Origin of the sequence: Grimontia indica, from assembly GCF_000333895.2 — a bacterium.
Taxonomy (GTDB): domain Bacteria; phylum Pseudomonadota; class Gammaproteobacteria; order Enterobacterales; family Vibrionaceae; genus Enterovibrio; species Enterovibrio indicus.
This window is the reverse complement of the sequence record NZ_ANFM02000013.1, coordinates 54,477-79,564: the sequence shown is the minus strand read 5'-3', so window position 1 is coordinate 79,564 and position 25,088 is coordinate 54,477. Positions and strand designations below refer to the sequence as shown.

Below are 25,088 nucleotides of genomic sequence, written 5' to 3'. Positions count from 1 at the left end.
GATGCCACCGCAATTACGCCAGTGGCACTTCGCTTTCCTTTGGCGCATAGACAATGCGATTACGGCCTTCGCGTTTGGCTTGGTATAACGCATGGTCAGCGTTTTGCAGCAGTTGATCGAGATTCTGGGTGTGATGCCAGGTGGCCATGCCGACAGAAATGGTGACGTGAATAAACTGGTCTTCGAATAGAATATCCGTTTCCTCAACCGCCGAACGCAAACGCTCAGTCATGGTTTGAGCAGCGTCTTCAGGTGTGTTTTCCATGACCACAGCAAACTCTTCCCCCCCAAGACGCGAAAGGAGATCCGTTTTTCGCAAAGAGTGGTTCAGAATATTGCCAATATGGCGAAGAACGGCGTCTCCACAGGCATGGCTGTGGGTATCGTTCACCTTCTTGAAATGGTCAATATCGATCATCAACAGGTGCACACTTGGCGAGGTGTTGCGTTTTGCCCGTTCAATGAATTGCTGTGCGCCTTCAAAGAAAGAACGTCTATTCGGTAGTCCTGTCAGCAAATCGGTGCGGGCTTCTTTTTCGGCAAGCGCTTTGGCTTCATACAGCTGCTTGGTTTGCTCTTTAACCCTTTCTTCCAGCACGTGCGCGGCATTTTCCAAATATTTCCAGTGTTTGTCTTCAATGCGTTGCTTTTCACGCTGCATGTGCCTGAATCGAAGGATCATGACGGTAGTCAGCAAGATGACCTCAATCAGACCACCAAAATAAATCAGCCACTCAGCAAAAGCGCTGTCTGCAATGTATCCTCTGAGCCTTGCCGAGGCGAGTGCCATACCAATGGCAAAGAAGACCCAACTTCCTGAAAACAAAAGTGCGTGCGGTACTTTTTTCTTGTGTGCATAGATGCCCAATGGGATCAGGGAAAACGCACCAATTGCGGTGAAATCAATGATGATTCGCGAAAGATACGGCTGACCAAAGAGGTTAAGCACCACACCGACCGCGACCACTGCCACCACTGCCAGCATGACTTTATCGACGCGCGGTAAGTGCTCCGGCACATTCAAAAAGTGACGGACAAAAAGAATGGCGACGAGTTGGCAAATATTTATCTGAAGCACCACCATCCATAACTCATAGTGCTGTGATGCGATTAAATAGCTCCACACACCGCTGAATGCGGCAAAGAGTGATGCGGCTGAAAACGCGAAAGCGGTGTAATAAAGATAAAGACGGTCTTTTGTGGCGAAATAGGCGAGCAGGGTGGACAGACCCATAGCAATTTCCACACACAACAAAATCACCAATAGCGACAGTTCTACATGTGTGGAGTGGTAAAAATCAGACTCTTCCCAGACACGCATCGAGTCAAACTTATGCATAGGGAAGTCACTTCCCTGGAACAGGCGGTAGTAAACCTCAACCTCAGATTCAGGCGGGACATCGACTGAAAACGCTGGCCTGTAAAAGGAGACCGGGCGCGAGTCTGTGGGCTGAGTGTAAACAAAGCGTTGATGCGTGAATGTGCCTTCACCGCTTTTCAAGCGTGAGTAAAAATCAATGGTCTCGACGGAGGGTTCTACATACTCCACGATGATCTTTTTACTGACAGGCTCAGGGTTGGATAATCGGAATGAGATCCAGGTCGGAAGCGTGGAAAACCCCCTGTTAACGACGCCTTTTTGAGGGCGCTGCCAGTCTGCCAGAGACGCAACATCATCAATGGTTAATTGATGTGAAGGGTCATCAATAAAACGGAATTTATCAACTGTCGACCCCCCGCTTTCCCACTGTGACAAGTCAATGGTTGTTTTCGCAGAAACCAAACCAGAGACACTGAAAGTGATAAACAGGACGGAAAAAACCAGCGATAAAAAGTGATTAATCCGACGTTGCCACATGCATGTACATTCCTGAGTTAATGGACTTATTACCTTCATTCCCTGCCAGGCATTGCTGGTTACTCAGCAGGGAAATGCCAGTGATAAGGTCCTAAATACTGATACTGTTCGGTATCAAAGAGGGCAGTTGCATCACATACGGCATAGGTCGTGAGGCATTGCGCTCATGAATATCGATTTCGATTCTGTTTAAGTTCATGTGGAACTGAGTCAGTATCGGTGCCACACGTTTGTCGGTGAAGTATTGGGTTCTTGGGTCATCCGTATAGTGACCAAGGGTGTCATATTGCACGCCAGCTAACAGGTAGGCGAATGAGGTTTGATACAGCGCCACATCCAAAGGTGGCAGCCAATCAATCACGTCTTCCTGAGTCAGTGTTTCGTTGCGTCCTGGCATTGGCTTGTAAAGCGTTCCGCTGGCTCCAGGGATATAAGACATCAGCGGGTATTGCGCATAGTTCACTGAAGCATGTTGGGCACTTGCGGTATAAATGATTTGCGCCACGACACGGCAAAGATAATCAAAGCTGTCGATTTGTACCGGGCTCTTTTCATCATTGGTTGCCGTTAAGCCATCTAAGCCCCTTACTGCAGCGCGCTTTGGATTAACCAGCTCATTCACCCAGGCTTGAAGCTCAAAATCATCCAACACCATTTTGTTACGCGCTTCCGCCGTTTCGCCCTCGTAATAAAGCGACAGGTAATCAGTCACGAATTGCTGAATCGCCGCCCAAAGGTCGAGGGTATCTTCCCTGAATGGGAAAGACGGTAATGAATCGCTTGAGACACCCCGTTGATGGAAGATCTTGTCTGGATACTGATCATCAAACCGGCGCTTTTCATAAGCATCAACAAGCACTTCTGCAGTTTCTTGATGCGAGGTTGAAATCACGGAAGCTACAACGCCGCCTGGCACCATCAAGCTGGTGTAAGCGCCATGGTTAATGTCCAGGGTGAATCGGAAATGCGGTTTCAACAGCACCATCAGTGGGTGTGTTTGTGGCAACTGTCGATGGCTGGCGACAACAATGGGTTCAATCACCAAATGGCACGCGCCCAAATGCGCCACGGTTTCATGCTCAATTGTACAGGCGTTTTGCACCACTATTTTTGCCAGCAGCCACTTTGCGCCATCTACATCGTTGTTATTGGTGCAGTCATTTGGCGTGAAAATCGGCGTGGTGTCGGCATCAAAATGCTGCCCCAATTGAATGGCGATAGGTTGCATTGCACCGTCAGTCGGGTAGCCATGAGGTGGTGACGGATTCCAATAAAACAGCGCAATCGGTGCTTCAGGGTAGCGGTGTAAACCATGCAAAGACGCGCCTTTTTTGCCTTCAAACATGGTGTAATCGCAAACGTACAATAAGCCTTTGTTAGCGGCTTCAGTGAGCGTTAACGCATTATTGCCGCTGACTTGCTGCAAGGTGTCATCACTAACGGGCATTTTTTCCAAAAGCTCTGACAGCAAATACACATTCTCATGCGCTTCTTTCTGAGTTCTGACACCTCTGAGGTTGGTGGTATTAAACCCCGCGATTTGCATGTAGCCAAAGTACCAATCTTGCAGACAAATCGGTAAATCCTCTTCCGGCATCCACGCTTTGCGCTCTACATCCAAAGCCTGAGGCGTCGGCAAGGTGTTAAACAGCAATTCGTAATCTGCCAGTCCTTTCGGTTTGAGATATTGATGCCCACGCTCTTCATTCAAGGTGTAATAAAGCGTGTCTTTAAGAAATGCCGTAAAGCCCTCTGACTCAAATTGCTTGGTGACTTTCGCCAACCCCTCAACAATGTGCATGAAATCTTTGGGTAGGTGAGAAAGGCCTTGAAGCGCGCCTTCAATAGCATTAGGTACCTCAGCCAGTGCTTCGAGTAACGCTTTGGTTGCTGCTGCATCTTCAATCACAGCCAGCGGAGAGCTTGGCGATTTCAACTTGTGATAGGCATCGTTAACCTTTTTGATCGACTCTGACACATCACCGGTTAAATCGTCCTGCAGCTCTCGCTCAAGCAAAGACACAACAACCTTGGTGAAGTTTTCCAGCAAGGGTAAAAAGACCTTAGCGACTTTCGCTTCATACTCGAGTGTGAACTCCTCTCCTTTAGGCAGCCCTGCAGAGAGGGATAAGGGCTCAATGTAGCTGAACATATAGTTATATGACGCTTGTGATACCGATACCTGAAACGCTCTATCCTGAATGGCTTCCTGAGACAATGTCTGTGGAAGTGATGGAGTCATAGAGGAGTTCTTAGATTGCATGCGCTTTCCTTGCTGGCTTTTCCCAATCTCCTTGGGAGACATCTTTTCAAACGAAACCATGATTCACTTGTGGCTCGTTAGTTTTATATATGAAACAGCCAATAATAAAACAATCAGTAGAGGTTCATGCGCGCAAATTCAGGCGCACTACACAAACATCAATATTTGCGGCGGTCATTTCATAAAATTGAAAGAACAAATCGCCGTTACATCCGGCTGCCTTATTGAAAGTTTGTGTCTTGTTATTTTCCCAACGAGCAGTAACTTTGTATCAGTAAGAGCAGGGTTATTAGCCTTCGGATTTAAGTGAAAGGGAGTCAAACATATGGATAGTGAGAAGCAAGTCCCAAATGAGATTAAGGGCTGGAACTGGGGAGCGTTCATATTCAGTTTCGTTTGGGGAATACGTTTCAAGTCTTATAAAGCCCTTTGGGCATTAGTCCCTTTTTTTGGCACTTTCTACGCATTCGTAGTAGGGGCAAAAGGCAATGAATGGGCGTGGAAAAACAATCATTGGGAGAGTATCGAAGCTTTCAAAGCAACTCAGCGGAAATGGTCGTTTGGATCACTGGTGTTTTTTCTAGCTCTTGTGCTTTTTGTGACTGTGTTTCTTAATTTGAGTTCTCGAGAATTTGAAGAGTCACCCTCGGTGAAGCTTGCGCTTACTAAATTGGAACAAAACGAGTCCTTTCAAAACAAGATTGGCATTCCCTATGACTATTCATTGAATACAGGGAAGATTGGTGGCCATGATGCAAAAGGCTACGCCGAAATGGATCTTGATATTGAAGGCGATAGTGGCGATGGAGTGTTCTTCTTCAAAGCGAGTCATACCAATCTCAACTGGCAGTTGGACTGCCTGACAATTCAGTTCGCTGATACGCAAGAAACAGAAATTGTCATCCCTTGTGAATAGCGATAAAAATGAGGACGAGTCAGCATGGATAAACACTCGGGGTTCAAGATAGAGCCAGTAGACAATGAATTCAGTGAACAACGCGTGTCAGACGTTCGCGGTGTAAATTGGGACGGTTGTTTGCTCAAAGTCCATGTTGAATTCGAGAATGTCGAAGAGCCAGTTTACGTCTGCTTTTTTTGGGTAGATGGATTCAGAGTGTTGGATGAATTCGACCTAAATGAATTTTGGTGGGCAGACAATGCCGACCTCACCTGGCTTTGCACCGTGAAAGAGGGAGGCTGGCTTAGTCTTGAGAAAACACGATCTGGTTTTCTATCCGACCCCGAAGGTCTAACTGAGTATCTTATTGCTGGTAATACTGAGTGCGTTAGTATTCTGACAACCGCACCACCAACTATCATTTACGCTTCCAAAAATGCTCTCAATTCAAACTAAAGGCTCCTGACGGTTCAGTTCATGGAGATAGGCAGATATTTGAACGAGGTCAATGAGAGCTGTTTTGCGTATTGCTTTGCCGCTCCCTTACTTTCGAAATGATAAATCCCAGCCTTATCTAATTCCGCAATAGCATGACCCACATTCTCTACCATCAACCACAGTGTGAGCTCACTGGAAGGCGCGCTATCAAGCTGAGTGATATTAATGCCCATGCAGCCCTTCGCTCAGCCAACGAACACAGATTAAACCGAGGTTATAAGCAATTTCCAAGTTTGGACGAGATTTTTCTTGAGGTGTCTGTCCCAGTAGTTCTTAAACTGATTTTTTGGATGTTTTGTGTTGTCCGAGGGCTGGAGACGTAACGTCAAATCACCCCAAAATAGACCAGAGAAAAGTAGATAGCTTTGAATTGAGGACCAATCGATTATGAGTCGTGATTTGACTGATTTCTATAAAATCTCACTTTTTCTCAGTGCGTCTTTTTTGTTATTTAATTCAGTGGATTAAAATTGAAACATCGTTACATCTCATCTTGGCTAATCTCATTTAGGGGCATCCTTGTTTGACTAAATGTTTGACTAAATTTCGCCATAGTCAAACAAGGAACAGGGTCAACCATGGAGAGGAAGATGCTAACGGTAAATGCAATAAAGGGCCTGAAACCTAGAAGCAGTCCTTACTATGAATGGGACACAAACAGCGAGCGGGGAGCAGGAAAACTTGGTGTGCAAGTGACACCAAAAGGCACTAAGCGTTTCGTGTTTCGCTACTTTGTCAGCCGTAAAGCGAAGTTTATTCCGTTGGGGCAATTTCCGACGCTGTCTCTCAATGATGCGAGAGCGAAGCAAAAGGAGTTGGGTGATTTACTCGTTCAAGGCATTGACCCGAAAGAGCTCATCGAAACGAAAAAGCGAGAAAAGGATAGCGCGAAACGCGAGGAAGCCAGAAAGGGCTCACTGCAGCAATTGTTTGAAGCCTATGTCGCGCAGATGGCGAAGGACGGCAAGCGAACCCACAAAGCCGTACTCACCTCTCTCGTAAAAGAAGTCTATCCCATTATTCCGCCCGCCACTAAAGCCAAAGATGTCACAGCATACGAGTTGAAGCTGGTTCTGGCAGGGATGATAAGGCGTGGGGCGAAAACCCAATCAAACCGAGTGCGCAGTTATCTGATGGCGGCGTTTAACTATGGACTAAGGCACGACAACGACCCTGCTAACTTCATTGATGAAGCTAAGTTTGGCTTAGTGTTCAACCCAATGACGGCAATCCCAAAACAGAAAGACGCAGAGCGAGTGGGTGAGCACTACCTGAAAATAAATGAGTTGCTCCAGGTAATTGCAGATCTAAATGGGGAATATGAACGATTCAAAATGGGTGACACCATCCGGTGTTTGATTTTGCTTTGTTTGTATACGGGGGGCCAGCGCCCTTATGAACTGGCCGTATCTAAGTGGGAAGCCGTGGATTGGCAGCAAAAATCCTTTTTGGTGAGTCGCGACCTGTCGAAAAACAAGCGTGAACACATCATTCCTCTAACAGAAACGGCATTGGAAGTGTTGCGCCAGCTGCGTGAAGCAAACCAAGACTCGACCTATATCTTTCCGCACCGGCTAAACCGCAACGAACACATTCGTTTGGATTCGCTATCACAAGCTGTTACCCGATACCGAGAGGCGACGCCTTTTGTTTCGTCATTTACTCCCCGCGACATTCGCCGCACGTGTAAAACCCTGATGGGAGAGATTGGAATTTCTAAATCAATTAGGGACCGCATTCAGAACCATGCGCTCAATGATGTTTCCAGCAAGCACTATGACCGCTATGAATACCTGCCTGAGAAAAGAAGGGCGTTGGAATCATGGGAACAACGACTAAATGACAACACCAATGTCACGAATGTAGTGGCATTTTCAGGGAGGGATTGAATCATGTCATCGAGGAAAGAAACTGAAACGAAGTTTCCGCCTCTATTACCTCTTGAATATTGCTCAGTGGAGCGGGCTGCCAGACTACTGGGGTGTGAAGTGGAAGATATCTATCATTGGGTCACTGTGGGTGCCATTAAACTTTACGCACAATTTGATAAGCAAGTGATAGGTAAAATTAGAGTTTTAATGACCGAGATTAAAGGCAAGGAACACGAGAATACAGAGGAGTACTTAGTAAGAGTTTCTGAAAAACAAATGGCTTTACAAGGTGAAGAAATAAAGTACCTAGCATCAAACCCCTTGGGAAAGGCCGCATACTTTATGCTCAAAAATACTCTTATTGGCATGCTGGAAAATTCTGAGAATAACTTTCATGAAAATTCTTCCTGTCTAATGGGGGTTTTTCACTCATATGGAAGTGCTTTTTGGGATGTAAAAGATTGCTCTCCATCGGACTATATGTTCGAGACGGAGTCTGTTGTATTTGGCTTTTGGGAGGTGGACTTCTTTTCAGATCTAGACGGTGAAAAACTTGTACTTTGGTCTGATGAAATTGAAAACACCTGGGGTGATAGTTTAAAAAGTGCAGAGATCAGTGTTGATAGACATTTATGGGATGGGAATTACTATTTGCTGCGAAAAGACCTTCTAAAAATACACAATGCGACTCATTCTAGAACTGAACTCGAAACCCTCTATAACTCCCCAGATGTAGCCAAAAAGTTCGACGCGCAAGGTAGGTATGCCAAGGCTTTATTTGGCAAATTCAAAACTTCACAAGACACTAGAGGGATAGCTCTGGGTATTATGGCCAAGCTAGTAGCCCAATCTAAGCCAAATAAGTTTATACGGGGCAAGAGGATCAACTCTTCGGAACTCATGAAAACGATAGAGCAAGAATGTGCTCGTATTGGTATTGGTCCTCTTTCAGGGGAGGTGCGAAAGGATATTAGCCAATGCGTCGAAGCTGTTGAGAGGGAAATTGAAAACCAAAAAAAGTGATATAAGCCAATATCTTAGTGTTTATATTGATGTTCGCCGCCCAACAATGTTTTGGGCACGCCCAAGTTATTGAAGGCTAGTAATGTAACTTAGCTCCTGTTCGCATTTGAACCTAACAAGGAGCAAAAAATGACAATCTCTCGCATTGTATCTCTCCAAGAAATGTCCTCACTTGTCGGCCGGTCATCCAAAACCATTTGGCGTTGGTATCGCAAAGACAAGGTTTTTCCTACCCCAATAGAAGTAAATGGACGTGCCATTGGCTGGCGCGAGGAAGACTATCAAGCATGGCTGAATGGCGAGTGGCAAAAATAGCCAACTTTTCAGCTGCAAGCTATTAGCGACAAGAACAGAAATCTCCTGCCTTCAAATTATCCCACTCCGTGGGAGGGCTGGTTACAACCAAAAAATAGGATTGCCACTATGGCTACTATCCCTACCCGCACTTTACCCGCTATCTCTCGTTGTTTTTCGGCCCCTACAACCTCGTTGTGTCTGGGGGTGACCGCATGAGCTATCTCAATCTGAAAATGGAGTACTGCCTTGGGCTTGCTGATGCCCTTCAGCAAGATATTAGCGACGAGAATAGAGACCGGTTAACCAGTCTTCTCAGCGAGCAATTACACGACCTAGCAGCGCTTCAAAATAGAGAAGAGGAAAAATTCATTCATCTTCAGCTCGCGTTAGCCGGTTCGGAGTGTCGGGGGGATTATGGCAAATCATCTTGAAAGGCAACTTGGCTTATCTTCGGCTGATCTCATGCTTGGGTATTACTTGCTGCATGTTGGTAATAAGGGGAGTAATCCCCTTTTACCCGTCGCCGCTGCAAAAGCCATAAAGACAGCGAGTTGTGATGTCCTAAAGGAGCTGTATTCAGAAATGACCTGTTCTGAAGAGGGTATTCATACTTGGGCAAATACCGGAAATGTTGAGCGTAAAGAGGCGCTGATAAAACGACTTGGGCTGGACGGTTTTAGGCAGGTGGCGGCGTCTGTGAATGTCGTGGATGAATTCACGGATGACACCGTTACCAGTATTGATAGCTATAGATCTCTTGATGATGAAAGTGGTCATATCAAACGGCTCAAAGCAAAAGACACGCGGTTTCCAGACCTTAACGAGAACGCAAGACCTTTGGGAACCTTCGATAACCTGTCAGCGCTAGTCGAGCATATCGGCCTGACTCCAGCCCAAAACAGCATGACACTTGAACTGGAAATGCTGGAGGGTGGCAAGCCAAGACCGGAAACGTTCGAGGGTAAGCGATCATTCTTGATAAGTGAGGCACTAAAAGCGGGGTTGCCCAAGTCCTCAATAGAAGACCACCTCACCGCACTTTGCGAAAAGCAATCCTATCACCCCGTGAAGGCATGGTTATCGGGTGGTGAATGGGATGGCGAGGAACGGGTATCGATAGTCATTGACGCTTTGAATGCCAAGGACAAACAGGTAGCAGACATTGCGCTGGGTAAGTGGTTTATTGCTGCTATTGCGGCGCTATACGAGCCAAACTTTACCTGTAAGTTAGTTCCGGTGTTGCAAAGTCAGCAAAGTTTTAAGAAAACGGCTTATATATCGCGTTTTGCTGAGGTGGTACCACATGCCTTCCTGGAAGGGGGGGAGCTCAACCCAGACAACAAAGACTCAATTCTTAGCTGTATTAAAAGCTGGATTGTAGAACTTGGCGAGCTTGAGAGAACATCCAAGCACAGTCAGGGGAGTTTGAAAGCTTTTATCACCAAGAATGTTGACTCTGTCAGGCCGCCATATGGTCGTGCGGATATAAAAAAGAAACGGCAAACCGTATTCATAGCCAGTGTTAACGGTACTGATTTCTTACGAGATGAAACCGGCTCAAGCCGCTATGCGGTTATTGAATTGAGTGAAGACGTAGATATGGACACAGTTAATACGGCGCTTGGGTGGACCTATAAAGATAGCCGTGTGTCGCTAACGGAGCCAGAGAGGTTGCGACAGTTTTGGCTGGAGGTGAAACATAGGTATGACAACGGAGCATCCTGGACACTGAACAAGAACGAACTTCGCATATTTAGGCAGATCAATGACCAACATCAGTTTAAAGATGATTATCGCGTGTTGCTTGAAGAGCGTTTTTTAGATGTGAAGTTCGCCAACCGACACTTCCAATGGCTCAAAGCGTCCGAAGTATGCAGCTATTGCGACATACCGCTTACAAGGGCAAGAGCAGTAGGAAAGGCGTTAAAAGGGATGGCTCAAGATGGGTTGATTCAGTCAAAAGAGGGGCGCTCAAGAGTCGTGGTCTATCTTCTTCCTGTTATCAATGAGCGTTGAAGAGAGGCGCAGTGAGTTGTCATGAGTATTTCATAATCATGCTCTGACTGCTTTGATAATGCTTAAGAACCAAAACAGCATAACGTGCTTATGGACAATTTTGATTTACGAATTACGTTTGTTATTGCCCTGTTCGGATAACTACAGATTTGGGACAGCGAAGTAGATGGCTTTGCTGTTTGTTAGAGAACATTGGTTGTCCTTGCCTCTCAGTTAAAGAAATCATTGAGGTAAAGTAGTTGCCCACATTCATACCCATTTCTAACCATCACTATATTTGGTCTGAAACAGAGTAAAGAGTGCCTAGACCATGAAACACATGGCCATTAGTTTTTATTCCTCCTATTGCTCTATGAAATTTTGAATGGCTATCATGCCGACATTAGAAATATTCCTTTTTTTTATAATATCGAATAGTTCATCTGAAACTAATTTTGTAAGCCTTAACCTCAATTCGTGCCAAGCTGCTTTTCTTACAGCTCTATCGGCATAAATATTTATATCCCCCGAGTAAGAATAAGCAAGAGGAGAGTCTGCCATTATTTCACCTCCTGATTCGGGTTTAATTCCACCTGAGTCAAGCCTTATTGAATCTATGACATTCAGTATTTTCCAAAAATATGCATCTCCTAGCTTTTTTGAATCTGCATTAAAAATTTCAACAGGAATAAATTGATGACCACCAGACGGTTCAACACTTTCGATACATTCTTTGAGCTTACCAGTTATTAACGCCAAACCACACGCCCACGCTTGGTAGTCATAAATCATTCTATTTGAAGGGGAAATTAATTTCTCAGGGAGTAAATCGATCTGTTCTTCATTTAGAGGCACAGATAAAAAATCAAACCTCGCTAGCATTACATTTTCACCTGCTCTCCTAGTATTCCTTTGGGCCACCCTCTCTTGTTCTTTCAATATTAGTGAAAGTGTATGAATTTTATTTTCACATTCTTCGGTAAGACAATAAGTCTCTATTAACGGTAGATTGAAATCTCTATCCAATTCTTTAGCCATTAGTGCAATTCCTTATTTTTTTCTTTTGGTTGGCATTGCGCCTATCTCTTTCAGAGCAGACAGTTCCATCCATTCTGCCATCAATGGCTTTGAAAATACTGACTCAACAAAGAGATACGAAGCGTCAAATCAAATGGGAATTCTGCCGTGCCCAGCATTGAATAATGTCCTCGTTAACGTCACCCCTTTCTTTTCTCGTCGCTGGCGTGGTGTTCTCGATTAGTTTTTGTATAGAAAGGTGTGGATGTTTGAAGTTGTTAAAAAACACTGGCCAAAAAGCTTTGGGGCAGTTTTGAGCTAGCAATCGTGGCTAACTCAAAAGTGTGCAAAAGTTGCCTGTGAAAAGGTTAGGCTTTCTCAGTGCTAAGTTGGGTAGACTTACTTAATGCCAATTAAGCAAATCCTAAAAGTTGATAAAACTCTTTCACCCTTTCACCAAATTTGGACTAAAGCCTTGTGTGGCAAGGTTTGCAGCGTGGTGAAAGAGGGTGGTGAATGAGAGAAATCTCTTTCACCATTAGTGTCTCTTTCACCACTTGGTGAATAGGAATGATGGTGAATGACCTTTTCACCATCTCTTTCACCCACCACTTAAAATTCATTATTATCATTGGCTTAATTGACTTTTGGTGAATGGTGAAAGAGATCTCCCAGACTTTGGAAAAGCAGGATGACCTTGGTGGTACAGATGGGATAGAAGAAATCGTATTTTTTGCCCCAAAGCATGAGGAGGGAGGGCATTTCGGAGGTTTTGATCACGTTTGTTCTGTTTCGACGAATGAGAAATTACTTGGGGAAGGTGCGTGAAATACTAGGACGCTGCGCCTTCAATTGCTGACTGGGAAAACGAAGTAGATGACTTTGTTGTTCGAAGGCAGTGACTGCTCAGGTAGTAATAAAGGCATCTAGTGCCTTTTGACCGAAGAAGGGCTCATATCTACTGCATACATTTCAAAGTCTGCCCCAATAAACAAGAGACTGGTCTTTTTGCTTGGCGTTTTTCGCAAGTGAACACACGCTTTCGAAAAGACTGATGACATCCTTCTCACTCCAACCCCATTTGAACCCGTCGGTTTGAAACCATTTGGAAGAAGTACTATTTATGTCTCTGTGATCGAAATTAGCCAAAAGGTCTCGATAATCATTTGAAAAAACGATTAACCAGACCTCTCCATCTTCAGCCGAAAGAACTTTAAGGTGGCCTGTTGAGATAGCATTTGGTTGATCTGAAATAACTCCCCAAAGGCTTTCAAAGTGGAACTCATTTAGCTGCCTCCAAGTTTGGCTAGTACGCGACTCATAGGGAGCTGCCTCAACTAAAAGCTCATTTGCTTTAAGATCATCTACGAGAATGAACTCTCCCAGCACACTAATTCCCCCATTGGCATATAACGTTCGAATTATGGACCTTTACTAGCCCAAACTGATTGAAATGGCTAAATCACCGCTTTTAGAAAAATGCGCCACGAGTAAACGTCCCGTTTATGCTCTTGTTAGCCAACTTTATGCTATCTGCTCAATTCTGCATTTTTGGCACAAAGGATAGCTCTGAACTAACTCTGAGATTTGGGATTTCATTTGAGAAAATGACGTACCGTACAAATAGAAAGCTGTTTCCTTTGAGCCTTGCCAATAACTATAAACTTTACCATTATCTTGAGTGAGACGATCAAGTTCACTGTATACGTGATTGGAGTCGCTGTTTGCATATACTTCGTCGTCTAAATCAGTGCCATTTAGGTAGATCGCCAAACCTTCTAAAGTACCAAACTCGATTTCGGAGTCAGTGGCTTCCACTTTCATTTTTGACCCTTTGGGTACACCTATTTTTTCGAGTGAATTTCTGATGAGTGCAACAGTTTCTTTGCTTGAATTGTTAACTTGAATTTCCACATCACAATGCTCAATTTCGCCAGATTGGAGTTGAAGAGTGCCTCCACCAGATACTTCACCGATAGAGTTTTCCGAGAGAATCTTATCGAGAGGGTCTTCATATATCTCACCTCTGTGTATTGGCTGGATACGAGCATTTATCGTAACCACGATATATTCAGGTTCAATTCCGATTTTTTCTTCATTTTTCTTGAATAATCCGAACAATGCTCGATCTCCTTGTATGGCTAACGCCGGTTATAACTGGCGTGTAATTAATTGAATTTGTCGTGGAAAGCGAAGTCACAGAGAGTGGAATATGCTGCTGACTCTGAGTTACACGTCCTGTTGATGACATTGTTATACAAAGGTTACCTTGGCCACTCTTTTTCTGGTTTTTGACCTAATTGCCACTCTATGTAGTCATCCGGCGGGCGGTCTATATCAATTACGTGTTCTTGGGTAAAAGCCACCTCAACCCCAAAGCCAAGGTAAAAGTCGTCTTTTGGGTCGATGCATAAAGGTTGAGAATCAAGAATGCCTATGTAGAACTCACCTATGATTTCTGAAACGATAACGTAGATTCTTTCACCCACAACTTCTATTGAGCCGTCATCATTCTCACCTTCTACATCAAAGATAAGTTTGGCGGCATCACCGATCTTTAGGTTTCTTCGCTCTGACTCATCTGGTATCCAGAATTTTTGTGGATTTAACATGTGAGATTCAACACCAGAGCGTAGTTGCCAATAGTCTTCTTCAAACGTGGCTAGCTTCAAACTTCACTCCTTGTATAACGTTGCGATAACGGGTGCTTACCAAAACGCCTCAATCCTTTGTATTCACAATACTTTGAAAAACTGCCGCAGTGACAAAGCATCCCGTTGATGGCCTGGAAAAAATTAGTTCTTTTTCACCACATTGAGTTTTACCTTCGCACCTGGCGGTAAATCTTTAATCTGATGCGCAAGGCTTCCAGATAAACTAATCAGTTCATCTAAGGTGATAGTTTTGATATTGGAGATGTCGTACTCACCGCCCAAACTTCCAGGTATCACTAAGTAGTATTTCCGGCCTTCATCTAGTTCGCCCAATGTCTTCTTCGCAACCTCGACTAAAGCAGTCATGTGCCAGTCAATTAAAAACTCTTTGTCGCTGAGCAATTCATCAAACTGCTGCTTATTGGCAGCGACTAGCTCACACTCCAGTTCCTCCGGACATAAGCGCCAAAACCTGCTAGATGAGTCTCTAATTAAGAGATTACCAAAATCGTTTTCTCTTACGACTTCGACTGCTTCAATACCGGTCCATCCCCAGCTGGTATTGATTTTTTCGGTCACATCCATGATTTCCCCGATATGTCGTTGCGATAACAAATACTTCGGTATTGTGCGACACAATTGCAGAGGCTGCATGTTTCAACAGTGGAAAAGCACGGCTCGAACTATAAAAAGTATTCGTCATTCAGAGGATAGATTGCGAACCTGATTCTGACCTGACTGTAGCCTTGGATAGCTTAAGGGTTGTAAGAACTGCGCAGTCTCAGGAAAAGTGCGCAATATTTGTTTCTCTGAAACCGCATATGGCAGCGTCTTAACGGTTCTATATATATGCTTTATAAGTTTTTTCTGATGAAGTTAGGGAAGAACTCGCCAAGTTTTGTCTCTAAAAAGTGCGCAATTATTTTCTTAAAACTGCGCACTCTGCTTGAGTGACTGCGTTGCTCAATTTTCCCGCTGTCAGAAAAGCTGGGTCTTGCCAGTGAGACAGAAAGCGATAGAATCAATACTGTATATATAAACAGTATTTTTAAATGAACGTTATCCCTATTTTTGCCAGTGCCGGTATCACCGGCTTTGAATCTCCGGCGAGCGATTATCGCCAGCTGCCTCTGAGCTTGGATGAGCTCTTGGTTGAGCATCCCAGCGCGACCTTTATTGGTCGTGCTTCTGGGGAGTCGATGCAGGGCGTCGGTATTTTTGATGGCGATATCCTAATTGTTGATAGGCACGTCACCGCCAGGGATGGGGACGTGATAGTGGCCAACTTTAACGGGGAGTTTGTTTGTAAGCTTCTCGATGTGTCCCGCCGTTTGTTGCTGTCGGCTAACGACACTTACGCCTCTGTGCAAATCACCAAACACGATACGTTCTCTATTGAGGGTGTCGTCGTCCGCTCTATCCGCTGTCACCGTGAGAGTCCTTTGTTATGTTCGCGCTAGTTGATGCCAATGCGTTTTACTGCAGTGCTGAGCAGGTGTTTAGGCCAGACTGGCGGGGAAAGCCGGTGATTGTGCTGTCGAACAACGATGGGTGTGTGGTGGCAGCAAACCGTCAGGCCAGGGAGCTGGGAGTAGAGAAGTTTAAGCCGTTTTTTCAAATGCGGACCCTGTGTGAAATGAAGGGGGTGATCGTTTGTTCATCGAACTATGAACTCTATGGTGACCTGTCCGAAAAGATGATGCAGGTGATAGGGCGCTTTGCGCCTGAGCAGCATGTGTATTCGATAGATGAATCTTTCCTGTCGTTTCACCGCTGCGCGGCGATCCCGGATTTACGTGTGCATGCTGAATCTTTGCGTCGGGCAGTATGGAAAGAGTGCCGGTTGGCGGTCGGGGTCGGTATGGGGGAAACCCTGACGTTGGCCAAAGCGGCAAACCATGCGGCGAAGAAGTTATCCGGTTATGCGGGTGTCTGTGTGCTGGACTCAGAGGCAGAGCGCCTTGATGTGTTGGGGCATATGGCCGTAGGGGATGTCTGGGGTGTCGGTCGGCGTATTTCTGAAAGGTTGAAGCGTCAGGGCATTGAAACGGCGCTGCAGCTGTCGCGCCAGAAACCGGCGTTGATGCGCCGTGAGTTTAATGTGGAAATGGAACGCACGGTGCGGGAGTTAAACGGCGAAGTGTGTAAGGGCTGGGATGTGGCCAGGGCGGATAAGCAGCAGATCTTTTCTACCCGCTCGATGGGAGAGCGGATTGTGGAGCAGGAAGCCCTTCACCAGGCATTGTGTAAGCATGCGGGTATTGCGGCCGCGAAGCTTCGGGCGCAGGGGTCGGTGTGTTCGGTATTGATGGTGTTTGCGGGGAATTCGCCGTATGACGAGAAGCCGAGAAGTTTTAAGCAGCTACATCGCTTTGCCTTTCCGGTGGACGATACCACGGTGATCACGTCGGCGGTGTCTGCCTTGGTGCCGTTGTTGTACGAGTTGGGCGTACAGTATTACAAGGTCGGGGTGGGGTTGTTGGATTTAGCCAGGGCCGAGCATGTGCAGCCGGATTTGTTTGATACCCAGCCAGGGGACCCTGCGTTAATGAAGGCGTTTGATGGGCTGAATCAGCGTTATGGTACCGGCACCGTGTTTCTGGCGGCGGAAGGGATTGCGCCGAAGTGGGGTATGCGGCGTGAGTATTTATCGCCGCAGTATACGACTCGGTGGGGAGATGTGCCGCGGGTGAGGTGTTGAGGGAGTTTTGGACAGAAGTGAGTTTCAAAAGTCGACCATTAGCATTCTCCTCTTTAGAAGCTCTGCTTCAAAAATTGGCTGTTGTTATTGATGTCACAAGCTATACGCGATGTAACCAAACCCGCTTTGGCGGACTTTTGATACCTCAAAAGTAGCACTTTATAGCCTAACAACTTTGAGTTGAACACGGTTTGTGATTTACTCTAACTCTAATAAATAAAAGGAGTTTTCATGAGCGAAGGTCTGGTTACATTTTTCAAATACAAGTCGTTGGGCTTTGCTCGTCGAGGTGACGATTACTTCGAACCTTTGAGTATGGATGTAATGCTCGACTCCTTACACGAATGGTTTCAAGACAGAATCTCTTTAGAAGATACTCTGCTTTGGGATGACCAAACCGTTGGCTACGGCAACCGCAAAAAAGTTTACTTGAAAGCAATAGAACGCAATGAGGATACAGGGGATTATATGCTTATCCTTTGGCGTGCTATAGGTCAGGGTAACGGCGTATACGGTATTAAGGCTGATGCAGGGCTAAATGACAATAACCTTTACAATGCCGATGATAACGTCGGTGAAGACCGCGTTATTTGGGGTGAAGCTGCTTATTACTGGTTTGTCCCCTCGTTAGATCTTTTCGCGTCTATTCGTTTTCCGAACTCTGTTTCTGACACAGAAATAATGAACCGATTCATGCGTGACTATGTGGAGCTACATAGTGACTTCAGACAAAGAAAAGTCGTTGAGAAAGAACGTAAAGGCGGTAAGGGTAAGTATCTGTCTATTTCGTTTGCTCCTACCAAGCAAGGCGAGAAAGGTAATTTATGGTTTCAGGCTTATTCAGAGCAGTTTAAGAAACCAACTACTGAAGCCGACTTGGAAGGTCTGACAGGTGAAATCACTCATTTTGTTAAGCGTGATTTGATTAGTGCTCAGGTAGTGCAGCAAAGCGGTTGGACGAACTTATTCAAAGGACTGCCTTTTGTTTCTAGTCAAGTGACAAGAGCTAACCGAAGAGTAGAAGTTAACATTGAGGCTAAGCCTACAGTAAAAGAACTGAAAGACCTGATCCAACTGTATGAGCGTGAATATGCGGGTGGTGATGAATGGCGAAACATTGGCTTCAAGAAAGAGAATTCAGGGGTTGTCTGGTTAGATAACTTCGTTGTTAAAAGTATTTTACCTGTAAACGATTTAGCAGGTGGTGGTCGCGATGACACGGGGCATTACACAACTGAACGTTTGTTTAAAGCTATGGAGTTTACGCGTGGTAAGCTGCTGTCAGCGTTTATTGAGGAAGAACAAGAAGAAGCGGTTGGACAATGAAAACCTTGATTTGGCATGTTGCTTTAGCTTGCTTCATTGCCTTAGTTAGCTGGATATTCAAAGACGACATAACCTACAAAGACGTGTCGCCTGTAGTTAGTATTTTGCAAAACGGGTCAGCCATGATTTTTACTATTATGGGGATTTGGATTGCTTACATTTATCCGCAAGCCATGCGTAAGGTTATTCAGCCAAGCTCGTCTGCTATATTCCCAGAAGAAGATAAAAAGCGGGTGCAGTTGTTGGTTGGCGTTGTTGTTATCTCAGCGGTGATACTAGCAGTGCTGCTGATTGGTATTTCCATTAAGCCGTTTCTAGTGAATACAAGCTTATATTTGAAAGTGCCTGAGCTATTTACGTTTGCCGGTCTTTGTATGTTACTTTGCCTTGTATATGCCCAGTTGTTTTGCATTTACAGCGTGATTGCTTCAAACATTAACTTCATAACGGACTTGGCTAATAAAGAGAATGACCAAAAGCTAAACAATAAGCTGAACAGAACCAAAACCACTGAAGATTAGTGGTCAATATGAACACTACCTTCAGTGAAGAGTATCTAGGCCCGAAGCAGCTTTGGGGCATTTTCTAGTCACACCAGGCTTCGCGCTTTCCTCCTTGATATGGCCTTGCTATTACTGCTTTGATGAGGTTATCCGCGAGTAGCTGGCCATCAATTTCAACGTCTGCTAATAGGCGAAAATACTTTCCGCGCTCGATGTTTGTCAGGCGTATCTCTTTGGCAGTGCATAGTTGTTCAACGGTGAACTGTTTGGCCACTCTAGCCAAGTGCTTTTCAGTTTTGCACTTCCCGCGAATTTCGGGTGCATCAACGCCCTTCACCCGAACGGGAACATGCTCTCCGACAATGGCTGGCCAACCATCGATATTGACCCGAAAGGTATCAGCATCATAAATCGAAGTGACCTTGCTGACAGTAGCTGTGCCGTACTGACTTTTCGCGGAGGTATGCGCTGGGAGTATAAGTAGTAATGTGGCTAATACCGCCAGCAGCCAACGCTTATTCAAGCTCGAAATACCTGTAGTTCACCTTCGCCGTGAATGTCTTGTTTCCTGTCTGGATCTCCAGAAAACTGATGTGATTTTCCTTCCTGTCACTACCTAAAAACATCGAGTAGCTGTTGTTGTCGGAACTTGAGTTTTGTCTGAGTGGTAAGGCGTTTTACTGCAATACCTGAGTGATTGTTACCGAACACGGTGGCTATCCGCTTTTCGTTGGCAATCTCTGCAGCGGTGTCTTCATCATCTGAGCATTTGGTGACAGTGCTGTAAGGCGAGGCAAGCAAGCTCACGTACCTAAAAATACGAAAGATAAGGGGCTTTTTAAAAGTGCCTGTCCTATTTACTTCAGATGTGGACACCAGTTCAACTCCCTAGCCAAAGTCGCTAAAAAGTCATGAGTGTCAAACTTTTCCATTTTTATCCTTGTGTTTACATACAGTAGTCCGCATATATGTCTATGACTATTAAAAACAAAGGAATAGCTTATGACTAAAGCAAAAAAAGCAACAAAGAAACCACAGCCGAAGCGAACCGTTAAGGTCGGACGAGATGCCTCAACCGGGCGTTTTATTACTGTAGATAAGGCTAAGAGGCGACAGAAGACTGCTGTTGTTGAGACAATAAAGCACTACTGACGGTTAGCAGGGGAAAGGAATCCCTTGTATTCGGTTGTGTTGCTACTGCAGGAGTAATTATGCGTTAAGCTGCCACCTACTTTAACCGAAATGAATATCTGCAGCACTATCCGCGCTCTAACACTGAAAAACAAATCATCAAAAGCATCGTAAATTGTAAAACCTGATGTATGTTCTGACTTCTCTATATCTGCCTAATCCTGGTCGTAGGTGCTGTTTTGTCTTTTATGTTCGTCTACCCATAGCTTCACATCTTCAGACCTATATCGAATAGTTCTACCAATTCTGATGAATGGAGGAGCATCAGTTCTGTTTTGTCGGTGACCTTCCATACGAGATTGCCGCAGAAACGAGCGGCTCATACCGATGAGCTGAGCGACTTCTTGTTCTGTCAGTAGCAAGGGCAAATTATCGGCTTCAGTTACGGTCTCTGTTTCTTTGCTCGGAGGAGTTTGTGTTTTTTGTGGCGTCGAAAAGGCCTCAATCGCTACAAGCTCAGAATAGATAGCCCGGGGAATCGTTATCTTGGATTTGCTATTGGAAATCTCTATGGCCAGTTCAGACGTGTTTAGCACCTTGCCCTCATATTCAACGCCACCTCTAGGCCTGCAAAACTTGTAGTGCCTTCCAATCATCCAGTCCATTCTGTGACTCCTTAGAAAGTGGCAAAGTTTGGAAATTTAAACCTAGTGATAGTGTAGCTATGAGACTTATTAGAGGAGGCAAGCAATGCTAACTAAAGACAGTAGCTACAGAGAAATTCTGACTTATTACTATGGTCCGCATATTGGAAGGCGTGTAGGCAAGGGACTGGATAGGGCAGGAGGTCACTATAACGGTTGTTTTCAGGGGGAAGCAGTACATTACCATCAGTCGAATAAAGAAGAGTTTGGGCCAATGGATGGTGAAGTCGTTGCGAATATTATTTCAGAGTGGGCACGAACTATGTGCCACCAAGCTTATCCTTATCATTTAAGGCGAGGATAGCCATTCCTTGTTTGACTAAGTGTTTGACTATAAATCAGCAGGCACAAAAAAAGGTTAGTAGGTACTACGCCTGCTAACCTTCTGGAATATGGTGGCCCCTCGCAGATTTGAACTGCGGACCAATCGATTATGAGTCGACTGCTCTAACCACTGAGCTAAGGGGCCGTGTTGGGGGTTGATTATAAGGGGTGGGAGCAGGGGTGTCTAGACGCAACCACACCCTATTCAGTATGCTTTTTAGCCACTTAGTTCAAATCGCAGAAATGAAAAAGGCGAGCAGTGCTCGCCTTTCCAATATTACTTAAAATGCGTCTTGGATTATTCGTCCAGGAAGCTGCGCAGAACTTCTGAGCGGCTTGGGTGACGCAGTTTACGCAGTGCTTTCGCTTCAATCTGACGGATACGCTCACGCGTTACGTCAAACTGTTTGCCCACTTCTTCCAGCGTGTGGTCGGTATTCATGTCGATACCGAAACGCATGCGCAGAACTTTTGCCTCACGAGGCGTCAGGCCAGCCAATACTTCGCTGGTTGCCATCTTGAGGTTGTTCATGGTCGCGGAATCCATTGGCAGCTCGAGGGTGGTATCCTCGATAAAGTCGCCCAGATGTGAATCTTCATCGTCACCGATTGGGGTTTCCATGGAGATTGGCTCTTTGGCGATCTTCAGCACTTTGCGGATCTTGTCTTCTGGCATTTGCATGCGCTCTGCCAGTTCTTCTGGCAGTGGCTCGCGACCCATCTCCTGAAGCATCTGACGTGAGATACGGTTCAGTTTGTTGATGGTTTCAATCATGTGAACAGGGATACGGATAGTACGTGCCTGGTCTGCGATTGAACGGGTGATTGCCTGACGGATCCACCATGTTGCGTAAGTCGAGAACTTGTAACCACGACGGTATTCGAATTTATCTACCGCTTTCATCAGGCCGATGTTACCTTCCTGAATCAGATCCAGGAATTGCAGGCCGCGGTTGGTGTATTTCTTGGCGATAGAAATAACCAGACGCAAGTTCGCTTCAACCATCTCTTTCTTCGCACGGCGTGCTTTCGCTTCACCGATTGACATGCGACGGCTAATGTCTTTTACGCGCTCTACAGAAAGGCCGGTTTCGTCTTCAACGATTTTCAGTTTCTGTACGCAGCGGCGAAGATCTTCTTCGTACTGCTTCAGGCGATCGACGTATGGCTTTTCTGAAGCCAGAGCTTCATCCAGCCAGCTGTCTGACGATTCGTTGCCGCTGAACAGTTGTACAAAGGTTTTCTTCGGCATTTTCGCTTGGTCTACACACAGGCGCATCACGATGCGTTCTTGTGTGCGTACGCGATCCATAGTGTCGCGCATTTCGTTAACCAGGCGGTCGAATTGTTTTGGTACCAGACGGAATTGCTTGAACACTTCTGACAGTTCGGCGATGGCGCCTGCAGTGTCTTCGTGGAAGCGGCCGTTTTTCTGGATTGACAGCTGCATGCCTTCGTAAGCCAGACGCAAGTCGTTAAACTTTTCGCGTGCTAGCTCTGGGTCGATGCCAGTGTCTTCTTCTTCCTCGTCATCATCATCGTCGTCGCCGTCATCATCCTCATCTTCCAGTTGCTCTTCGGTGAGCTCTGAACCGATGTGGGTGGCGGTAGGGGCGATGTCTTCCTGGTTCGGGTCTACGAAGCCAGAAATGATGTCTGTCAGGCGAAGCTCTTCTGCTTCTACTTTGTCAAACTGATCGAGCAGTGATGAGATGGAGCCAGGATATTCGGCAACCGATACCTGTACTTGGTTAATACCATCTTCGATGCGTTTGGCGATGTCGATTTCGCCTTCGCGGGTAAGCAGTTCTACTGTACCCATTTCACGCATATACATGCGTACTGGGTCAGTTGTACGACCTATTTCAGATTCAACGCTAGAAAGTGCTGCTGCTGCTGCTTCGACGGCATCTTCGTCCGCGACAGTTTCAGACATCATCAGCTCATCGGCATCTGGCGCTGTTTCCACCACCTGAATGCCCATGTCGTTGATCATCTGAATGATGTCTTCTATCTGATCAGAATCGACAATGTCTTCCGGTAGGTGGTCATTTACTTCTGCATAGGTTAGATAGCCTTGTTCCTTACCTTTTGCGACAAGCAACTTTAGCTGTGACTGCGGATTTTGATCCATAGACGATATCCAACTTCGGGTCTGAGTGAAGAATTTAGTATGCGGAAACGCAAACTGCCAATTTTAGCAAAATACAAGTATGCTGGCTAGTTTCTAGTCGGGCCGGTTGAGGATTAACAACTGCAACTCCCGCTTCTCTTCGACTGATAAGCCGACGGTATTCGATTTAGCTTGCAACTTGGCTATTTGTTGTTTGACGCACTGGTCCAGAATTTTGTCCAGTGAGTCTAAAAATACATCTAATACATTGTTTTCGTTGATAGGTAGTTCCCAACTTGCCAATTTGGCTAACAATGCTTCTTGTTCTGTGCCGCGCCAATGTTCCAGCAGCTGTCCTGTCGTAATATTGGGACGGGATCGGCAAAGTTCAAGCATGGTGGTGAATAAATTTAAGCCGGGGATCCCGAGCTCTTCCACACCATCAAGTGGCGGTACGTTTTCTACAAACCCTGGATTCTGCAATAACAGGGTTATCACTTCTCTCATTGGGGTACGTTTCATTTCCGGCAAAGGTTGACGTTTTTGCGTCTGACCTTGTCGGCTGATGAGCTTTTCGAGTTGTTGCTCATCAGGTAGACCTAGCTTCTGGCCCAAAATGTTACGTAGGTAGAGACGAAGTGTGCCGCCCGGCACTTTGTCAATCAGTGGCACCGCCAAAGTGGTGAGCTTGGCTTTGCCTTCCTGACTGCTGGTGTCGACCTGTTCCATCAAGGTATTAAACAGAAATTCTGACAGTGACATGGCACCTGCAAGGCGCTGTTCAAAGCCTTCTTTGCCTTCCTGTCGAACCATGGAATCCGGGTCTTCACCGTCTGGCAGGAACATGAATTTGAGCTGGCGTCCATCTACCAAGTGGGGAAGTGCCTGCTCCATTGCACGCCATGCGGCGTCACGTCCTGCGCGGTCACCGTCGTAGCAGCAAATCACGTTGGATGTCTGGCGGAACATGGTTTGCATATGTTCTGCGGTGGTCGCGGTGCCCAGTGATGCAACGGCATAATCAATGCCAAATTGCCCCAGGGCGACCACGTCCATGTAACCTTCAACAACGAGTAATTGCTTGGGCTCGCGGTGTGCCTGTAGCACTTCGTACAGGCCATACAACTCACGTCCTTTGTGGAATATCGGCGTTTCCGGTGAGTTGAGGTATTTCGGTGTGCCATCGCCAATCACGCGGCCACCAAAACCGATAACACGTCCACGACGGTCACGAATAGGGAACATTACACGGCCACGGAAGCGGTCGTAACGGCGTCCGTTGTCGTTTTCTATCAGCATGCCGGTTGATACCAGCGCCTGCTGGCTGGTGTTATCACGGCCAAAGCGTGAACGCACCTGATCCCATTCGTCAGCGACGTAGCCAATCCCAAACTTCTGTACGATTTCACCGGAAAGGCCACGGCCTTTAAGGTAATCAATCGCTATTTTACCCGCTTCATTACGCAGACCACCCTGATAAAACTGGGCGATTTGGCCCATCATCTGGTAGAGGTCGCGTTTTTGATCGCTGCGTGCATAAGGCCCTTTTGGGGCACCACCGCCGGATTGCTCTCTTGGTACATCTAGACCGAGCGAAGACGCTAATTCTTCGATGGCTTCGACAAATTCAAGGCGATCGAACTCCATGACGAAGTCGATGGCATTGCCGTGCGCACCACAACCAAAACAATGATAGAACTGTTTCTCTTGGCTGACGGAGAAAGACGGGGTTTTTTCGTTATGGAAAGGACAGCAGGCACCGTAGTTTTTGCCTTGCTTTTTGAGTTTCACCCGCGCGTCTATTAGCTCGACAATATCGAGTCGTGCTAGCAGATCATCAATGAATGAGCGTGGGATCTTTCCTGCCATAAACCTTTATGCATTCGGTGAATAAGAGAAGAGGGTACTCTCA

Annotated in this window: 25 protein-coding genes, 1 tRNA gene and 1 pseudogene; 12 read left to right on the top strand and 15 right to left on the bottom strand. The window is 45.9% G+C overall.

Annotated features, from left to right (window positions below; all coding sequences use genetic code 11):
• Positions 1–13 precede the first annotated feature (13 nt).
• Together D515_RS08235 and D515_RS08230 are read right to left on the bottom strand one after the other, a co-directional pair.
• Entirely contained in the window at positions 14–1,858 is a 1,845-nt protein-coding gene (locus D515_RS08235) for a sensor domain-containing diguanylate cyclase (RefSeq protein ID WP_002537688.1), read from the bottom strand.
• A 91-nt stretch (positions 1,859–1,949) separates the two neighbouring features.
• Complete coding sequence (locus D515_RS08230; protein ID WP_002537686.1) at positions 1,950–4,121, bottom strand: lipoxygenase family protein; 2,172 nt, start codon at positions 4,119–4,121, stop codon at positions 1,950–1,952.
• Positions 4,122–4,446: 325 nt separating this feature from the next.
• Here D515_RS08230 and D515_RS25240 point away from each other — a divergent pair, with 325 nt between their 5' ends.
• Positions 4,447–5,037, top strand: a complete 591-nt coding sequence (locus D515_RS25240; protein ID WP_039849779.1) for a cytochrome c oxidase assembly factor Coa1 family protein — start codon at positions 4,447–4,449, stop codon at positions 5,035–5,037.
• A 24-nt stretch (positions 5,038–5,061) separates the two neighbouring features.
• Positions 5,062–5,475 (top strand): hypothetical protein, encoded by a 414-nt coding sequence (locus D515_RS08215; protein ID WP_051997485.1) that lies wholly within the window; start codon positions 5,062–5,064, stop codon positions 5,473–5,475.
• A gap of 14 nt (positions 5,476–5,489) precedes the next feature.
• On the opposite strand, the gene D515_RS08210 is transcribed toward D515_RS08215, so the two are convergent.
• A complete protein-coding gene (locus tag D515_RS08210) occupies positions 5,490–5,690 on the bottom strand; it encodes a hypothetical protein (RefSeq protein ID WP_002537683.1) in 201 nt (66 codons plus the stop codon).
• A gap of 417 nt (positions 5,691–6,107) precedes the next feature.
• Between D515_RS08210 and D515_RS08205 the strand changes: the two genes are divergently transcribed.
• The 5 genes from D515_RS08205 (at position 6,108) to D515_RS08185 (ending at position 10,724) form a co-directional block, all read left to right on the top strand.
• Positions 6,108–7,406: a tyrosine-type recombinase/integrase gene (locus tag D515_RS08205; RefSeq protein ID WP_002537681.1), complete on the top strand. Its 1,299-nt coding sequence runs from the start codon at positions 6,108–6,110 to the stop codon at positions 7,404–7,406.
• Between the two features lie 3 nt (positions 7,407–7,409).
• Entirely contained in the window at positions 7,410–8,411 is a 1,002-nt protein-coding gene (locus D515_RS08200; RefSeq protein ID WP_002537680.1) for a hypothetical protein, read from the top strand.
• A gap of 129 nt (positions 8,412–8,540) precedes the next feature.
• Positions 8,541–8,726, top strand: coding sequence for a helix-turn-helix transcriptional regulator (locus D515_RS08195; RefSeq protein ID WP_002537679.1), 186 nt, complete (start codon positions 8,541–8,543; stop codon positions 8,724–8,726).
• A 194-nt stretch (positions 8,727–8,920) separates the two neighbouring features.
• The gene (locus tag D515_RS08190; protein ID WP_039849778.1) at positions 8,921–9,139 is read left to right on the top strand and encodes a hypothetical protein; all 219 of its coding nucleotides are present in this window, start codon (positions 8,921–8,923) and stop codon (positions 9,137–9,139) included.
• On the top strand, positions 9,123–10,724 hold the full coding sequence (locus D515_RS08185; protein ID WP_002537677.1) for a VapE domain-containing protein: 1,602 nt from the start codon (positions 9,123–9,125) through the stop codon (positions 10,722–10,724). The genes D515_RS08190 and D515_RS08185 overlap by 17 nt, the downstream gene beginning before the upstream one ends.
• Positions 10,725–11,066: 342 nt before the next feature.
• On the opposite strand, the gene D515_RS08180 is transcribed toward D515_RS08185, so the two are convergent.
• The 6 genes from D515_RS08180 to D515_RS08160 all read right to left on the bottom strand — a co-directional run bounded on the left by D515_RS08180 (position 11,067) and on the right by D515_RS08160 (position 14,959).
• Positions 11,067–11,741 carry an imm11 family protein gene (locus tag D515_RS08180; RefSeq protein WP_039849776.1) on the bottom strand — a complete coding sequence of 225 codons (675 nt, stop codon included), beginning with the start codon at positions 11,739–11,741 and terminating at the stop codon, positions 11,067–11,069.
• Positions 11,742–12,187: 446 nt separating this feature from the next.
• Entirely contained in the window at positions 12,188–12,343 is a 156-nt protein-coding gene (locus D515_RS25865) for a hypothetical protein (RefSeq protein ID WP_002537676.1), read from the bottom strand.
• 349 nt (positions 12,344–12,692) lie between these two features.
• Entirely contained in the window at positions 12,693–13,109 is a 417-nt protein-coding gene (locus D515_RS08175; protein WP_039849775.1) for a hypothetical protein, read from the bottom strand.
• Positions 13,110–13,244: 135 nt separating this feature from the next.
• Positions 13,245–13,841: a hypothetical protein gene (locus D515_RS08170; RefSeq protein WP_051997484.1), complete on the bottom strand. Its 597-nt coding sequence runs from the start codon at positions 13,839–13,841 to the stop codon at positions 13,245–13,247.
• Positions 13,842–13,984: 143 nt separating this feature from the next.
• Positions 13,985–14,392 carry a hypothetical protein gene (locus D515_RS08165; RefSeq protein ID WP_002537671.1) on the bottom strand — a complete coding sequence of 136 codons (408 nt, stop codon included), beginning with the start codon at positions 14,390–14,392 and terminating at the stop codon, positions 13,985–13,987.
• Positions 14,393–14,515: 123 nt separating this feature from the next.
• Positions 14,516–14,959 carry a T6SS immunity protein Tdi1 domain-containing protein gene (locus D515_RS08160; protein WP_002537670.1) on the bottom strand — a complete coding sequence of 148 codons (444 nt, stop codon included), beginning with the start codon at positions 14,957–14,959 and terminating at the stop codon, positions 14,516–14,518.
• Positions 14,960–15,426: 467 nt separating this feature from the next.
• Here D515_RS08160 and D515_RS08155 point away from each other — a divergent pair, with 467 nt between their 5' ends.
• The 4 genes from D515_RS08155 to D515_RS08140 all read left to right on the top strand — a co-directional run bounded on the left by D515_RS08155 (position 15,427) and on the right by D515_RS08140 (position 18,922).
• Positions 15,427–15,834, top strand: coding sequence for a LexA family protein (locus D515_RS08155; RefSeq protein WP_002537669.1), 408 nt, complete (start codon positions 15,427–15,429; stop codon positions 15,832–15,834).
• Complete coding sequence (locus D515_RS08150; protein WP_002537668.1) at positions 15,822–17,075, top strand: Y-family DNA polymerase; 1,254 nt, start codon at positions 15,822–15,824, stop codon at positions 17,073–17,075. The genes D515_RS08155 and D515_RS08150 overlap by 13 nt, the downstream gene beginning before the upstream one ends.
• A 231-nt stretch (positions 17,076–17,306) precedes the next feature.
• Entirely contained in the window at positions 17,307–18,401 is a 1,095-nt protein-coding gene (locus D515_RS08145) for a hypothetical protein (protein WP_002537666.1), read from the top strand.
• A complete protein-coding gene (locus D515_RS08140) occupies positions 18,398–18,922 on the top strand; it encodes a hypothetical protein (RefSeq protein WP_152442357.1) in 525 nt (174 codons plus the stop codon). The genes D515_RS08145 and D515_RS08140 overlap by 4 nt, the downstream gene beginning before the upstream one ends.
• Positions 18,923–18,986: 64 nt before the next feature.
• Here the strand turns inward: D515_RS08140 and D515_RS08135 are convergent, their stop codons facing one another.
• Both D515_RS08135 and D515_RS08130 read right to left on the bottom strand, forming a co-directional pair.
• Positions 18,987–19,427, bottom strand: a complete 441-nt coding sequence (locus D515_RS08135) for a thermonuclease family protein (protein ID WP_002537663.1) — start codon at positions 19,425–19,427, stop codon at positions 18,987–18,989.
• An 89-nt stretch (positions 19,428–19,516) separates the two neighbouring features.
• A complete protein-coding gene (locus tag D515_RS08130) occupies positions 19,517–19,705 on the bottom strand; it encodes a hypothetical protein (protein WP_002537660.1) in 189 nt (62 codons plus the stop codon).
• A 201-nt stretch (positions 19,706–19,906) separates the two neighbouring features.
• On the opposite strand from D515_RS08130, the gene D515_RS25980 reads away from it, so the two are divergent.
• A complete protein-coding gene (locus D515_RS25980) occupies positions 19,907–20,056 on the top strand; it encodes a hypothetical protein (protein WP_192815501.1) in 150 nt (49 codons plus the stop codon).
• A gap of 194 nt (positions 20,057–20,250) precedes the next feature.
• Here the strand turns inward: D515_RS25980 and D515_RS25235 are convergent, their stop codons facing one another.
• The 4 genes and pseudogenes from D515_RS25235 to dnaG all read right to left on the bottom strand — a co-directional run bounded on the left by D515_RS25235 (position 20,251) and on the right by dnaG (position 25,045).
• Positions 20,251–20,700: a helix-turn-helix transcriptional regulator gene (locus tag D515_RS25235; RefSeq protein WP_083939854.1), complete on the bottom strand. Its 450-nt coding sequence runs from the start codon at positions 20,698–20,700 to the stop codon at positions 20,251–20,253.
• 432 nt (positions 20,701–21,132) lie between these two features.
• Positions 21,133–21,208: transfer RNA gene (locus D515_RS08115), tRNA-Ile, on the bottom strand.
• Between the two features lie 153 nt (positions 21,209–21,361).
• Positions 21,362–23,209, bottom strand: a pseudogene (gene rpoD, locus D515_RS08110) (RNA polymerase sigma factor RpoD); the annotation flags it as partial.
• Positions 23,210–23,290: 81 nt separating this feature from the next.
• Positions 23,291–25,045, bottom strand: coding sequence for a DNA primase (dnaG, locus tag D515_RS08105; protein WP_002537658.1), 1,755 nt, complete (start codon positions 25,043–25,045; stop codon positions 23,291–23,293).
• Positions 25,046–25,088: the final 43 nt, after the last annotated feature.